This window comes from Streptomyces sp. NBC_00210, from assembly GCF_045160975.1.
Lineage (GTDB): Bacteria > Actinomycetota > Actinomycetes > Streptomycetales > Streptomycetaceae > Streptomyces.
On sequence record NZ_CP108120.1, the window covers coordinates 2,654,431 to 2,669,089 of the forward strand.

General features: G+C 68.9%; 13 protein-coding genes and 1 riboswitch. Of the genes, 3 read left to right on the top strand and 10 right to left on the bottom strand.

Annotated features, from left to right (window positions below):
• The 10 genes from OG729_RS11870 to OG729_RS11915 all read right to left on the bottom strand — a co-directional run bounded on the left by OG729_RS11870 (position 1) and on the right by OG729_RS11915 (position 11,273).
• Positions 1-849: a thioesterase family protein gene (locus tag OG729_RS11870; protein ID WP_405805915.1), complete on the bottom strand. Its 849-nt coding sequence runs from the start codon at positions 847-849 to the stop codon at positions 1-3.
• Positions 850-954: 105 nt separating this feature from the next.
• Positions 955-1,614, bottom strand: coding sequence for a trimeric intracellular cation channel family protein (locus OG729_RS11875; RefSeq protein WP_360881222.1), 660 nt, complete (start codon positions 1,612-1,614; stop codon positions 955-957).
• Between the two features lie 184 nt (positions 1,615-1,798).
• Positions 1,799-2,998, bottom strand: coding sequence for an ABC transporter ATP-binding protein (locus OG729_RS11880; RefSeq protein WP_405805917.1), 1,200 nt, complete (start codon positions 2,996-2,998; stop codon positions 1,799-1,801).
• Positions 2,995-4,080, bottom strand: coding sequence for an ABC transporter ATP-binding protein (locus OG729_RS11885; protein ID WP_360881277.1), 1,086 nt, complete (start codon positions 4,078-4,080; stop codon positions 2,995-2,997). The genes OG729_RS11880 and OG729_RS11885 overlap by 4 nt, the downstream gene beginning before the upstream one ends.
• A gap of 199 nt (positions 4,081-4,279) precedes the next feature.
• Positions 4,280-5,278 (bottom strand): ABC transporter permease, encoded by a 999-nt coding sequence (locus tag OG729_RS11890; RefSeq protein WP_360881226.1) that lies wholly within the window; start codon positions 5,276-5,278, stop codon positions 4,280-4,282.
• A 130-nt stretch (positions 5,279-5,408) separates the two neighbouring features.
• A complete protein-coding gene (locus OG729_RS11895; RefSeq protein ID WP_405805918.1) occupies positions 5,409-7,178 on the bottom strand; it encodes an ABC transporter substrate-binding protein in 1,770 nt (589 codons plus the stop codon).
• Positions 7,179-7,309: 131 nt separating this feature from the next.
• Complete coding sequence (locus tag OG729_RS11900) at positions 7,310-8,314, bottom strand: ABC transporter permease (protein WP_360881230.1); 1,005 nt, start codon at positions 8,312-8,314, stop codon at positions 7,310-7,312.
• Positions 8,315-8,745: 431 nt separating this feature from the next.
• Positions 8,746-9,534, bottom strand: coding sequence for an enhanced serine sensitivity protein SseB C-terminal domain-containing protein (locus tag OG729_RS11905; protein WP_360881232.1), 789 nt, complete (start codon positions 9,532-9,534; stop codon positions 8,746-8,748).
• 113 nt (positions 9,535-9,647) lie between these two features.
• Positions 9,648-10,418 (bottom strand): enhanced serine sensitivity protein SseB, encoded by a 771-nt coding sequence (locus OG729_RS11910; protein ID WP_405805920.1) that lies wholly within the window; start codon positions 10,416-10,418, stop codon positions 9,648-9,650.
• Between the two features lie 186 nt (positions 10,419-10,604).
• Positions 10,605-11,273, bottom strand: a complete 669-nt coding sequence (locus tag OG729_RS11915; RefSeq protein ID WP_360881235.1) for an AAA family ATPase — start codon at positions 11,271-11,273, stop codon at positions 10,605-10,607.
• A 182-nt stretch (positions 11,274-11,455) separates the two neighbouring features.
• Positions 11,456-11,551: riboswitch (glycine riboswitch) on the top strand.
• Between the two features lie 148 nt (positions 11,552-11,699).
• On the opposite strand from OG729_RS11915, the gene gcvT reads away from it, so the two are divergent.
• The 3 genes from gcvT to glyA are packed head-to-tail and all read left to right on the top strand — an operon-like array spanning position 11,700 to position 14,562.
• A complete protein-coding gene (gene gcvT / locus OG729_RS11920) occupies positions 11,700-12,815 on the top strand; it encodes a glycine cleavage system aminomethyltransferase GcvT (RefSeq protein ID WP_405805922.1) in 1,116 nt (371 codons plus the stop codon).
• A 58-nt stretch (positions 12,816-12,873) separates the two neighbouring features.
• Positions 12,874-13,248, top strand: coding sequence for a glycine cleavage system protein GcvH (gene gcvH / locus OG729_RS11925; protein WP_360881239.1), 375 nt, complete (start codon positions 12,874-12,876; stop codon positions 13,246-13,248).
• Positions 13,249-13,287: 39 nt separating this feature from the next.
• Positions 13,288-14,562 carry a serine hydroxymethyltransferase gene (gene glyA / locus OG729_RS11930; RefSeq protein ID WP_360881241.1) on the top strand — a complete coding sequence of 425 codons (1,275 nt, stop codon included), beginning with the start codon at positions 13,288-13,290 and terminating at the stop codon, positions 14,560-14,562.
• The last annotated feature ends 97 nt before the right edge of the window (positions 14,563-14,659 follow it).

Sequence of the window (14,659 nt, forward strand, 5' to 3'; positions counted from 1 at the left end):
TCAGTCGCGCGGCGCCTTCGCCAGCTGACGCGACTGCGCCACCAGCCGGTCCTCGCTGTCCCAGACCTCCGCGTCCTCCTCCAGAAACCCGCCCGCCAGATTGCGCGTCGTGATCGAGACGCGCAGCGGGCCCGGCGCCGGGCGGCAGCGGATGTGGGTGGTGAGTTCGACCGTCGGCGTCCAGCCCTTCAGGCCCAGCTCGAACGAGGTCGGCGGCAACGCGTCGACCGTGAGCAGCAGCGAGAAGGGGTCCGCGTCCCGGCCGTCCGCCAGGGAGAACCAGCCGCGCATCTCGCCCTTGCCGGAGGGCGCGCCGACCGCCCAGCCGACCGTCGCCGGGTCGAGCTTGATGTTCAGGCGTTCCGTGATCGCCGAGCTGCCGGGGATCTTCGGCGCGGGCCCGTCGCTCGGCCCGAGGCAGTCCTGGAACGCCGGCATCGCGGGCGGCTTCGCCGTCGTGCGTACGTCGCCGGGGAGCGCGTCGAGGTCTCCGTACGTCGCGAGGACGCGGATGCGCTCGACCTCGGTGCCGTCTTCCGCGTACTGGAAGAGCGAGGCCTGTCCGGTGGACAGGGTGCGGCCGGTGCGTACGATCTCGGTGCGGATCACCGCGGGGCCCGGCTGGGACGCCGTCAGATAGTGCGCCGAGACCGTGAACGGGTCGGCGTGCGGCAGCGCGTCGCCCAGCGCACGGCCGAGCAAGGCCAGCAGATAGCCGCCGTTGACGGCGTGGATGATCGTCCAGCCCGCCGAGAGCTCCGCGTCGTAGACGCCCGGTGCGCGCAGGGTGACAGCGGTGTCGCGGTCGAACTCACTGTCCCCGATGGATGCCTGTACTGCCTGTGCCATGGCGGCACGGTACAACAGAAAATTACTGAGCGGTAGCTTTTTGAAGGCTGTGCACGAGCGGCCCGGCAGGGGCCGCTACGGCATCGGGCAGCGATCCCCGATGCCCTACGCCTCCTCGGCGGCGGAGGATCGGCGGTTCCAGGCGCGGGGCGCGCGCCAGTGGAATCGCATGGCGAGCAGCCGCAGAACGAATGCGGTCACCACGGCGAGTCCGCTGGTGGCCGCGTTCAACGCGTCGAAGCGGATGCTGAGGACGACCATGGTGGCGCCGACCATGGCGGGGACGGCGTAGAGGTCGCGGTCCCAGCGCAGCAGCGAGGGCACCTCGTTGGCGAGCACGTCCCGCAGCACACCACCGCCGACGGCGGTGGTGAGGCCGAGGACGGCGGACGAGGTGAGGCTGAGCCCGTACTCGTACGCCTTGGTGGTGCCGGTGACGCAGAACAGCCCGAGGCCGGCGGCGTCGAAGACGTTGACGCCGTTCTGGATGCGCTCGACGTGCGGGTGCAGGAAGAAGACGAGGGCGGCCGCCACGAGGGGCATGAGGAAGTACCCGAGATCGGCGAAGGCTGCCGGGGGGACGGCCCCGATGATCAGGTCACGCAGCAGCCCTCCGCCCAGCGCGGTGGCCTCGGCGAGCACGGCGATTCCGAAGACGTCGAAGTTCTTGCGTACGGCGAGCAGTGCGCCGGAGATCGCGAATACGAAGATCCCGGCGAGGTCGAGCGCGTGCTGGACGGAGGGCGTGAACAGTTCAAGGAGCACCGAACGATTGTGCCGGTTCTACGGAGCGGAGCTCGCCGCCGCGTGCCTGAACGGAGCGGAGCTCGCCGCCGCGTGCCTGAGCCGACGGCCCGGCCACCCGCCCCGCCCCGGGTCAGGGCGCGCCTGGCACGGCACCTCTCCCCCGTGCCCTTCGGGAAAGGTGGTGCCAGACAACGCTCACCCCCTAGGGCTTGTCGTCGCCTTCCGCGTCAGCGTCGACCTTCGCAAGGCCTGCCGTGGCTGCACCTTCGGCCACCTCGGACACTGAGTCCGCCGACTCCTCGGACTTCGGTGTCGAGGCGACGATGTCGATCGCCTCACGCGCCGACGGCAGCGCCACATCCTCCGGCGCCCGGTCCTGCGCGTTCTCCGGGTGATGGCAGGCCACCTGCTGGCCCGGGCGAAGCGCGATCAGTGGCGGTTCCTGCTTCTTGCAGATCTCCGTCGCCTTCCAGCACCGCGTATGGAACCGGCACCCCGACGGCGGCGAGATCGGCGACGGCACATCGCCCTTCAGCAGGATCCGGTCGCTCTTGCCGCCCCGCCTGCGCGGGTCCGGCACCGGTACCGCCGACAGCAGCGCCTTGGTGTACGGGTGCATCGGCGACTCGTACAGCGACTTGCGGTCCGCAAGCTCCACGATCTTGCCGAGGTACATCACCGCGATCCGGTCCGAGACATGCCGGATCACCGACAGGTCGTGCGCGATGATCACATACGTCAGGCCGAGCTCGTCCTGGAGGTCGTCCAGCAGGTTCACCACCTGCGCCTGGATCGACACGTCCAGCGCGGAGACCGGCTCGTCCGCCACGACCAGCTTCGGCTTGAGCGCGAGCGCACGCGCGATGCCGATGCGCTGGCGCTGGCCGCCGGAGAACTCGTGCGGATAGCGGTTGAAGTGCTCGGGGTTGAGGCCCACCAGCTCGAGAAGGCGCTGGACCTCCTTCTTGACACCGCCCTCGGGCCGCACCCCCTGGAGCTTGAACGGCGCGGAGACGATCGTGCCGATCGTGTGCCGCGGGTTCAGCGAGGAGTAGGGGTCCTGGAAGATCATCTGGACGTCACGACGCAGCGGGCGCATCTTGCCGACGCCCAGGTGCGTGATGTCATGACCCTCGAACTCGATCTTCCCGCCGGTCGGTTCGAGCAGCCGGGTGATCAGCCGGCCCATCGTCGACTTGCCGCAGCCGGACTCGCCCACCACGCCCAGCGTCTCGCCCGGGCGGACGTCGAAGGTCAGCCCGTCGACCGCCTGGACGGCCCCGGCCTGCCGCTGCAGCAGCCCCTTCCTGATGGGGAAGTGCTTGACCAGGCCCTCGACCTTCAGCAGCGCCTCGGGCTCGCCGGTCGACTGCTCGGGGATCTTCACTTCGTTCTCGCTCACAGCTTGGGCGCAATCTCTTCGGTCCAGATCCGCGTGCGCTCGTCCTGCGACATGTGGCAGGCGGAGAAGTGCCGGCTGCCGACCTCGCGGAGTTCGGGGCGGACGGTGCGCGTCAGGTTGTCCTTGGGGACATCCGCGTACGGGCACCGCGGGTTGAAGGCACAGCCGTCGGGGATGTTGATCAGGCTGGGCGGGGAGCCCTTGACCGGGATGAGGCGCTCGGTCTGGTCCCGGTCGATCCGCGGCATCGAGCCCAGCAGGCCCCAGGTGTAGGGATGCTGCGGCTCGTAGAAGACCTTGTCGGCCGGACCGCGTTCGATGCACCGGCCGCCGTACATCACCAGGATGTCATCGGCCAGCTCGGCGACGACGCCGAGGTCGTGGGTGATGATGATGACCGCCGAGCCGAACTCCTTCTGCAGATCCCGGATGAGGTCGAGGATCTGCGCCTGGACGGTCACGTCCAGCGCCGTCGTCGGCTCGTCGGCGATCAGCAGTTCGGGGTTGTTCACGAGCGACATGGCGATCATCGCGCGCTGGCGCATACCGCCGGAGAACTCGTGCGGGTAGTTGTCGATGCGCTTGTCGGGCTGCGGGATGCCCACCCGGTCGAGCAGTTCGATGGCCCGCTTGCGGGCGACCTTCTTGTCGACGTCGTTGTGGACGCGGTACGCCTCCACGATCTGGCGGCCGATCGTGTAGTACGGATGCAGCGCGGAGAGCGGATCCTGGAAGATCATCGCCATCTGGCGGCCCCGCAGCTTGCGTACCTCGTCCGGGTCGGCGCCGAGCAGCTCCTGACCGTCGAGCCAGACCTCGCCGGAGATCTGCGCCTTGCGGCGGCCGTACTGACCCGCGGTGTGCAGGCCCATGATGCCGAGCGAGGTGACGGACTTGCCGGAGCCGGACTCGCCGACGATACCGAGGGTCTTGCCCTTCTCCAGCTGGAAGCTGAGGCCGTCGACGGACTTGACCAGGCCGTCGTCGGTCGGGAAGTGGACCTTGAGGTCGCGTACTTCGAGGAAGGCCGTGGGGGCGGGCGAGCCCACCGCGGCGGGCTCGCCGAGCGCGGTGCCGGTCACCGGAAGCTCGCCACTGGGCTTGTCGACGTCGAGAAGCTCACCGTCGAGCTTCTTCTCAGGGCTGGCGCCGGGGTCCTTCACTGCGACTCACCTCGCCATGTCGTACTGGTCACGCCGGACTGCCGGTCATTCCGGCTCGGGGGTCCCCCCGCCGAAGGCAGGGGGAGGGTCCGGGGGTTACCCCCGGGAAAACGCAGCCTCATCCGATCCTCACTCGCGGGTCGATCACGGCGTACAGAAGGTCCACGAGGAGGTTCGCCACACAGATGAACAGGGCCGCGAACAGCGTGACTCCGAGGATCAGCGGAAGATCCTTGGTGTTGATCGAGTCGATCGCGAGCCGGCCCAGGCCGGGCAGGTTGTACGTGGACTCGGTGAGGACCGCGCCACCGAGCAGCGCGCCGAGGTCGAGGCCCAGCAGGGTCAGCACCGGCGTCCAGGTGGAGCGCATCGCGTGCCGTCCGATGACGACCCGCTCCGTGAGGCCCTTGGCGCGGGCCGTACGGATGTAGTCCTCGCCCATGATCTCCAGCATGGTCGCCCGGGTGAGCCGGGCGTACATCGCCGCGTAGAGGAAGGCGAGCGTGATCCACGGCAGGATCAGCGTCTGGAACCACTGGGCCGGGTCCTCGCCGAAGGCCTTGAACTCACCGCTGACCCAGTCCAGCTGGTAGCTGAAGATCGCCAGCGAGAGCAGACCGGTGAAGTAGATGGGGAGCGAGACGCCGGCCAGTGCGACGGTCATCGCGGTCCGGTCCCACAGGGTGCCCCGGCGCAGCGCGGAGACGACGCCGGCGGCGACACCACCGACGACCCACAGCAGGCAGGCGCCCGCGGCGAGCGACAGGGTGACCGGGATCGCCTCGGTCAGCTGCGGCCAGACCTCCTGCTCGGTGCGGAAGGAGTAGCCGAAGCAGGGGGCAGGGCAGTGGGTGACATCCGCGCCGTTGGCGTAGTCCCGACCGGCGAACAGGCCCTGGACGAAGTGCCAGAACTGCACCAGCACCGGGTCGGAGAGGCCCAGCTTCTGCCGGATTCCCTCGATGGAGGCGGGGTCGGTCTGCTTGCCGGCGAAGAGATACGCCGGGTCGGAACCGGCCCACTTCGGGAGCACGAAGAAGATGACGAAGGTCGTCAGAGTCACGACCATCAGCATCATGGCGACGGCGAACAAACGCCGGATGACATAAGCAAGCACTGTGCGCGGCCCGGCGACGGCCCGGGGAACCCGGATTACGGGTTCCCCGGACCGCCGCCCGAGGCCATCACCTGCCCTTCGGGACTGGCGGGTTGGGCGATGGTGGGGTGTGACTCGTCACGAGTGACGGTTACTTGACGACGCCCAGGGAGACGTAGTCGTAACGGCCGTTGTACGCCGCGGTGGAGTAGGCGTTCGTCAGGTTCGAGCCGCGCCAGGTGAAGTTCTTCTCGTAGATGAACGGCATCTGGACGGCGAGGTCCGCGACCGCGTGGTTCATCTGCTTGTAGATCTCGGCGGCCTTCGCGGGGTCGGTCTCCTTGAGAGCGTCGTCGAAGAACTTGTTGATCTTCGGGTCGTTCGTCTCGGAGACGTTGTAGTTGCCGTTCGGCACGATGAAGCGGCCGTCGATCAGCGGCTGCGAGAAGCCCTGACCGGTCGGGAAGTCCGGGCCCCAGCCGGTCATGACCAGTCCGAGACCGCGCTTCTTCACGACGGCCGGCGAACCGGTGATGCTGGAGGACTCGGCGCCGTCGATCGGCTCGACCTCGGCCTTGATGCCGACCGCCTGCAGGGACTGCTGCAGGGCCTCGGCGACCTGGACCTCGCCCGGGTTGTTGCTGCGGGCGCTGATGACGGTGGAGAAGCCGGCCGGCTTGCCGCACTTGGCCAGGGCCGCCTTGGCCTTGGCGACGTCGGGCTTGCCGCCGCGCGCCAGGATGCCGTACGGGTCGTAGTCGTCCGAGCCCGCGATGGACTTGGGCAGCATGTTGGTGGCGATGTCGCCACCGGCGTCCGGGCCACCGCGGACCGTCTGCATCGACTTGTAGTCGGCCGCGTAGAGCACGGCCTTGCGGCACTCGATGTTGTCGAACGGCGCGACCTTGGTGGCGATGTCGACGTAGCGGATGAAGCTGGTCGAGATGTTGTCGACGTTGTCCTTGTGCTGCTTGAGCGCCGAGGTACGGCCCGACTGGGACATGCCGGTGGCGTTCAGGTCGACGTCGTACTCGCCCTTGATGAGCAGCTGGTCGATCGCCTCGATGTTGGAGTTGATCGTGACCGTGATCTTGTCCGGCAGCGCCGGGCGGATCGGGTCGGAGGCCTTCTGCCACTTGTCGTTGCGGACGAGGACAGCGCCCTTCTTGGGCGTGTACGACTCGAACTTGTACGGGCCCGAGGAGAACGGCTTGAGCTGGTACTTGCCCGCCGTGTCCTTCTCCTTCTTCACCGGGGAGCCGGCCGGCATCGCGAGCATCTGCTCGAAGTCACCGTTGGGCGTCGCCAGGTTGAAGACGATGGTCTTGTCGTTCGGCGTCTGGATCGCCTTCAGACCGAGCTTGTCCGGCGTCGTGTCCTTGTAGGGACCCTTGTACTCGGTCTTGGGGTCGAGGACCTGACGCAGGTAGGCAGGACCGCCGGTGATGACGTCCGTGGCCCAGATGCGCTCGATGCCGTACTTGATGTCCTTGGAGGTGATCGGCGTGCCGTCCTCCCAGGTGATCCCGTCGCGCAGCTCGTACGTGTACGTCTTGCCGCCGTTGGAGACCGCACCCTTGGCCTTGGCGAGGTCGGGCACCAGCTCGGCGCCGCCGGCGCCCGGCTTCGGCGCGTAGGAAACCAGCTGGCGCGCGTAGAACCGGGAGAAGTCCCAGGCCATGCCGTAGTACTGGCGCTGCGGGTCGGTGGAGTCGAAGTCCTGCTTGCCGATGAACTTCAGCGTGCCGCCCTTCTTGGCGGACGCGTTGGCAACACCCTTCGCACCGGCGTTGTACCCGGCGGCCTTGCCGCCGTTGTCGTCCTTGTCGCCGCCACCACATGCCGCTGTGGCCGTGAGCGCGACCACGACGAGCGCCGCTCCGGCGATCCGCCTGGTTCTCGACGAACGTAGGGCTGTCATTGTTCCTGCAACCTCCGGGATAGCGCGGTTCTTGGCTGGACGCCGAGGAACCATCTGGGAGCCGCCTGACGTCTGTGGCAGGGGCACGTTCAGTTGTCTGCGGCCGGACGGCGCCGCGGGGTGAGTGGCCGTCAACGGGTGCCCTTGGGGTCGAGCGCATCGCGCACGCCGTCGCCGAAGAGGTTGAAGGCCAGTACCGTGACGAAGATCGCCAGACCCGGGACGACCATGAACGTCGGGTCTTCCTGGTAGTACTCCACGGCCTTGGAGAGCATCTGCCCCCAGGAGGCCGTGGGCGGCCGCACACCTGCCCCAAGGAAGCTGAGCGCCGCCTCGGTGAGGATGTTCGTGGGGATCATCAGGGTGGTGTAGACGGTGATCGGGGCGACCAGGTTGGGCAGCAGCTCCTTGAAGAGCACATACCGCTGGCCGGCTCCCAGGCTCCGGGCTGCCTCGACGTACTCCTTCTCGCGCAGCGAGAGGGTCTGACCGCGCACGATGCGTCCCACGTACGGCCAGCCGAAGAAGCCGATCACCATGACCAGGACGGCGATACGGACATTGCTGCCGGTGAGGCCGAACAGGTCGCTGGGGAGCACGGAGACCAGCGAGATGATGAAGAGCAGCTGCGGGAAGGCCAGCAGCATGTCCATCACCCGGCTGATGATCGCGTCGACCCAGCCGCCGAAGTAGCCCGCGACGATGCCGAAGATGGTCCCGAGCAGTACGGCGACCAGTGCCGCGAGGAAGGCCACCAGGAGCGAGATGCGCGCGCCGTAGACGATGCGGCTGAACACATCGCGGCCGTTCTGCGGCTCGAGGCCCAGCAGGAAGTCCGAACTGATGCCGCCGAAGGAGCCCTTGGGAGTGCCGAACAGCGGGTCGATCTGGTCCTGGTGGAACTCGTTGGGCGGGTGGCCGAGCAGGCTCACGATCCAGGGCGCGAAGATCGCCACAAGCACGAGGAAGATGACAACGATGCCGCCCGCCAGTGCCAGCTTGTCCCGCTTCAGACGGGTCCAGGCAATCTGCCGGAGCGACCGCCCTTCTACCGACTTCTTGACTTCAGCCGCCGCGACATCGACGGCCGCGGTCTTGTCCGCGTCCGCGCTCGTGTCGTGCAATGGTGCCGTCATCGTGGTGGGGACCCCTCTCGGCCGGAGGTGACCGGCCCGTACCCGCCGCTGTAGCGGCTTTTTTCACAACATGTGGTGCACGTGGAGCTCTGGCACGAGAAGAACGCGTGAAGCGCGCCGCACACAGGGGCGAATTTCCCCTTGGTGCGGGAGTCTTCAATGGTCGCGCGATCACGCACCAGTCCCCCCGGGGAATGTTTGCTCAAACGTGATGCACAGTGAGGGTTTCCGTTATACGGACGGAGACACCGGCTGAGCGGAACGTCATCTGCCGCATATCGGGCGAAAGTTGAGCGAGGTACCGCGATGCGGACGACTGCGGCTCATTCGATTGCAAGGCGTTCGAGGTCCTGGGCGCACACAATCCCACCCAAGCCTTCACGCACAGCATGGAAGTGTCTCCGGCTCAGCGGCCGTGCAGAGAGGTTCCGTCAGCGGCCGTGCAGCGGGGTCCCACCGACCGGGCCGGGGGCCGGTGCACCGACGTGCGCCTCCCGGTCGTAGAAGGGACGGGAGTTGGCCCGCAGCCACATCGTGACCGGGTCGTACTCGTCGGACATCGCGACCGTGGAGACCGGCAGCCCGTCCGGGACCGAGCCGATCGACTGCTGCATCATCGCCCGCACCGCGTCCACGGACTGTCTGCTCGTGTCGTACAGATCGAGACCGATGGCGAGGTACGGAGCACCGAGCGCGGGCTGCACCCAGGCGCGGCGCAACGAGCGGACCGCGGGGGTGCGGTGGGCGTTCTGCGAGAGCAGGGCATAGAAATGCGGGATGTCGATGGCCGGTTCGGACAGCCGCAGGGGTCCGGCGGGCATCCGGTCGAGACCGGTCGCGATCCGGCGCAGATCCAGCCAGGGGATGCCCACACCGCCGCCGGGGGCATGCGGGTTGAGCCAGATACCCCAGCGCTCGGGGTAGAGGGCGCGGGCGACGTCGGGGCCGCTGATCACTTCGTGGGCGCGGTTCCAGCCGGAGACGGCGAGTTCCTGGGCGGAGGTGACGCACGGCGCGTAGCCCACGCCGTCGACCTCCATGTTCCCGTACTGGGCGTCGGGCGAGCCGGCCTGGCCGTGCCAGAGCAGCATCCAGAGCCTGCCGCCCGCCGCGTCGGCGATCGCCTGCAGCAGCGCCTCGTACGCGTCGTAGCGTCCGGGTGTCACCTGGCGCAGCATGTGCTCGACCTGCCCCGCCGCCGCGGTGCCTGACGCACTCACCCTGGGTTCCGCCCCTCTTCGATCCACCCGGCACACGAGTGCGGCGGGTCTGCCATCAAACCAGCTTAATCGGGAGTCCTGACACCGACTTGACGACTGCACGTGCTTGACGACTACATGTGCTGCCGTTGGTAGAAGGGACGCACCCGCTCGAGCATCCATTCGCCGACGGGGTCCTGTGCCACATCGAGAAGGACGAGATTGACCGGCCAGCTCACCTGGACGCGGCTCAGCGCCCGGCCGAGGGCGTCCGTCGGCGCGTTGCGTTCGGCGGCTTCCCAGGAGGAGACCTGGACGCCGATGAAGAGGGTCGGCGGGTCGCCCTCGATGGAGGCGAGGGCACGGCGGGCGGTGAGGACGACATGGGATGCCTCGAACTCACCGGCCGCGGCTGCGAGGAAGTCGACCGGCTCCTCCTGCCAGTCGGGCTCGAAGAGCCGCACCCGGCCGCCGGTCGCGGGCCCGTCCAGCACAGTGCGCCCCACCCGGCACAACTCGGCGACGGCCGGCGGCGGAAGCGGGGCACCGACGGCGCCGCCCGGGTTCACCGCGATGCCGAGCTGCGGGGGCAGGCCCCGGGCGAATTCGCGGGCGGGGGCGACGGTGAAGGGCATATGGCTGCCGACGCATGCCATGAACTGCTGCTCGGAGCTGTAGACCGGGACGTACGCGGCGCCCTCGATGTCCATCGTGGGCAGATCGAGGTTCGGGCTGTCCGGGCTGCCGCCGTTGGGCAGCGGCACCCAGATGTGGCTGCGGCCGAGCACCTCGACGAGGCGGCCTCCGGCCGAAGGGTTGCCGAGGGACACGGCGAGCACCTCTTCGAGCTCGTTCGCCGGCCAGCCCCCATACGGATGCGGATGGGCCTGCTCCGGTGTGTGCATGTGCGTCCTTCTCCCCCGGCTTCGTACGGTCTGGCGCCATCGACCCTAACGCCGCCGGGGCCCACCGGAGCGGGTGGGTGCGGGCCCCTCGGTCCCGATGCCGGGCCCACCCGGGCACCCGGCCCGTCCGGCCCACCCGGGCACCCCGCCTGTCCGGCAACCCGGGCACCCCTGCCGGTCACGGCACTACGACTCCTCGAAGCCCACCCGCGTCAGCGCCGCCGCCGCGTCCCGGTCCAGCAGGACGGCCGATGCGCAGCCCGCAGGCAGCCGCCCGGCCTCCGCGTCGCGGATCAGCCGGCCCACCGCCCGTCTGTGCCGGGCGAAGGCATAGCCGGAGACCCCGCGGCCGCGCTCGCGCTGGCCCTCCCTGGCCACCACGGGCGTGACGTCGAGCAGGACCAGATGGAGGCCACTGCCGCGGCGGCGCGCCTCCCGGGCCAGCCAGCGCCGCACCCACGCCTGGGTGCCGCAGTCGTGCACGACCACGCCCAGACCCGAACGGAGCGCGCGCCGCAGTCCCGCGTAGTGGGCGATCCGCACCAGCGGGCGGTAGACGGCGTACGGCAGCAGCCGTGGCATCCACGCGTCCCAGCGGTCCCGGGTGTCCTGCGAGTCGATCCCCCTGCCGCTCGCCGCGTGTCTGATCAGCGTGGACTTTCCGCTGCCCGGCAGGCCGGAGACGACCACGACATCACCGGCGACGAAGCGCAGGGTGTGCGGACTGCGCCCCGAGCGGTCCCTCAGGTCGCGCAGCACGGGCACGGGCGCCCCGGAAAGCTCCCGCACGGGCGCGTCCTGCTGGACGGACACCCCCGCGGTCGTCACGTATGCACCGGACCGCTGCAACGTCATCGCCCTCCCCTGTCTCGGGTCACCCTCACCCTTGCCCATGAAGTGTAAAGAATCGGTAATGTGGCACAACCGTTTTGCAGCCGAGGACTGCCTGTGAAGTGCGGCTGCCCGGATCGGGGCCGGACACCCCACATGGCGACGATGCGTGCAATGATGTGCCCGCCAACTGCATACCGGCCGCTTGAATCCACGCGGGAGAGTCCTGGCCACTGTGTGCCGGGCGCCGAAGGAGCAAGTTCCTCCCTTGAATCTCTCAGGCCCCGTACCGCGTGTGATGAGGCAGATCTGAAAAGCGAGCCGCTGTCGAGTGGCTCCACCCAAGGTGCAAGTCACGACCACCACTACGTGCGGTCGAGACGAACCTCTCAGGTTCCGATGACAGATGGGGAGGATTGTCCTCGCCGGCCTGCCCTGGGAGCCATATCTATGAGCAACGCCCCCCGTCTCACCGCCCTCGATGCCCTGCACCGTTCGCTGGGTGCGACCATGACCGACTTCGCGGGCTGGGACATGCCGCTGCGGTACGGCAGTGAGCGCGATGAGCACAACGCCGTACGCACCAAGGCCGGTCTCTTCGATCTCTCGCACATGGGCGAGATCACCGTCACCGGACCGCAGGCCGCGGGCCTCCTCGACTACGCGCTGGTGGGCAACATCGGCTCCGTCGCCGTGGGCCGCGCGCGCTACACCATGATCTGTCAGGAGGACGGCGGGATCGTCGACGACCTGATCGTCTACCGCCTCGGCGAGACCGAGTACATGGTCGTCGCCAACGCGGGCAACGCGCAGATCGTCCTGGACGCGCTGACCGAGCGCGCTGCCGGCTTCGACGCCGAGGTGCGCGACGACCGTGACGCGTACGCGCTGATCGCCGTCCAGGGCCCTCAGTCCCCCGGCATCCTGAAGTCGCTCACCGACGCCGACCTGGACGGTCTCAAGTACTACGCGGGCCTGCCCGGCACGGTGGCCGGCGTCCCGGCGCTGATCGCCCGCACCGGCTACACCGGCGAGGACGGCTTCGAGCTCTTCGTCGAGCCGCAGCACGCCGAGAAGCTCTGGCAGGCACTGACCGAGGCGGGGGCCCCGGTGGGCCTCATCCCCTGCGGGCTCTCCTGCCGCGACACGCTGCGCCTGGAGGCGGGCATGCCGCTGTACGGGCATGAGCTGACGACCGCGCTGACCCCCTTCGACGCGGGCCTCGGCCGGGTCGTGAAGTTCGAGAAGGCGGGGGACTTCGTCGGCCGCGACGCGCTGCGCGCCGCGGCCGAGCGCGCGGAGACCAACCCGCCGCGCAAGCTCGTCGGCCTGATCGCCGAAGGCCGCCGGGTTCCCCGCGCCGGCATGAACGTGGTCGCCGACGGCCGGGTGATCGGCGAGGTCACCTCCGGCGCTCCGTCCCCCACGCTCGGCAAGCCGATCGCCATCGCGTATGTGGACGCGGCGCACGCCGCCCCTGGCACCCCCGGCGTCGGCATCGACGTCCGCGGCACGCACGAGCCGTACGAGGTCGTGGCGCTGCCGTTCTACAAGCGCCAGAAGTGACACTGCGCACCGAGCCATCGTTCATCAGCACTCCCCCGCATACAGGAGAATTCAGGCCATGAGCAACCCCCAGCAGCTGCGCTACAGCAAGGAGCACGAGTGGCTGTCGGCCGCCGAGGACGGCGTGTCGACGGTCGGCATCACGGAGCACGCGGCCAACGCGCTCGGCGATGTGGTGTACGTACAGCTCCCGGAGGTCGGTGACACGGTGGCCGCGGGCGAGACCTGCGGCGAGCTGGAGTCGACCAAGTCCGTCAGCGACCTGTACTCGCCGGTCAGCGGCGAGGTCGTCGAGGCGAACCAGGACGTCGTGGACGACCCGTCGCTGGTGAACTCCGCACCGTTCGAGGGCGGCTGGCTCTTCAAGGTGCGTGTCGCACAGGAGCCGAAGGACCTGCTCTCCGCGGACGAGTACACCGAGTTCGCCGGCTGACCACGTTCGCCGACCGACCACGACTCTAGGGATCGCCTGATGTCGCTTCTCAACACCCCTCTCCATGAGCTGGACCCGGACGTCGCCGCCGCTGTCGACGCCGAGCTCCACCGCCAGCAGTCCACCCTCGAGATGATCGCCTCGGAGAACTTCGCTCCGGTCGCGGTCATGGAGGCCCAGGGCTCCGTCCTCACCAACAAGTACGCAGAGGGCTACCCGGGCCGTCGCTACTACGGCGGCTGCGAGCACGTCGATGTCGTCGAGCAGATCGCCATCGACCGCATCAAGGCCCTCTTCGGCGCCGAGCACGCCAACGTCCAGCCGCACTCGGGCGCCCAGGCGAACGCGGCCGCGATGTTCGCGCTGCTCAAGCCGGGCGACACGATCATGGGCCTGAACCTCGCCCACGGCGGTCATCTGACCCACGGCATGAAGATCAACTTCTCTGGCAAGCTGTACAACGTGGTCGCGTACCACGTGGACAGCGAGACCGGACAGGTCGACATGGCCGAGGTCGAGCGGCTCGCCAAGGAGTCCCGTCCGAAGCTGATCGTGGCCGGCTGGTCCGCGTACCCGCGTCAGCTGGACTTCGCGGCCTTCCGCCGGATCGCGGACGAGGTCGGCGCGTATCTGATGGTCGACATGGCCCACTTCGCGGGTCTGGTCGCCGCGGGTCTGCACCCCAACCCCGTGCCGCACGCCCATGTCGTGACCACGACCACGCACAAGACCCTCGGCGGTCCGCGCGGCGGTGTCATCCTGTCGACGCAGGAGCTCGCCAAGAAGATCAACTCGGCGGTCTTCCCGGGTCAGCAGGGCGGTCCGCTGGAGCATGTGATCGCGGCGAAGGCGGTCTCCTTCAAGGTCGCGGCCTCCGACGACTTCAAGGAGCGCCAGCAGCGCACGCTGGACGGCGCGCGGATCCTCGCCGAGCGTCTGGTCCAGGCCGATGTGACCGAGCACGGCGTCTCGGTCCTGTCGGGCGGCACGGACGTGCACCTGGTCCTGGTCGACCTGCGCAACTCCGAGCTGGACGGCCAGCAGGCCGAGGACCGGCTCCACGAGGTGGGCATCACGGTCAACCGCAACGCCATCCCGAACGACCCGCGGCCGCCGATGGTCACCTCGGGTCTGCGGATCGGCACCCCGGCGCTGGCCACCCGCGGCTTCCAGGACGAGGACTTCCGCGAGGTCGCTGACATCATCGCCGAGGCGCTGAAGGCGCCCTCTCCCTTCGGGGCGGCCGACGCGGAGGCGCTGCGCGCCCGGGTTACCGCCCTGGCCGCGAAGCACCCGCTTTACCCTGGGCTGTAACAGCCCGAAGCAAAACAAACGGGGCACCGCGCACACTGGACTGTGCGCGCGGTGCCCCGCACCACGCACTGCCCTCTGCACCACCCGGCAGACAACG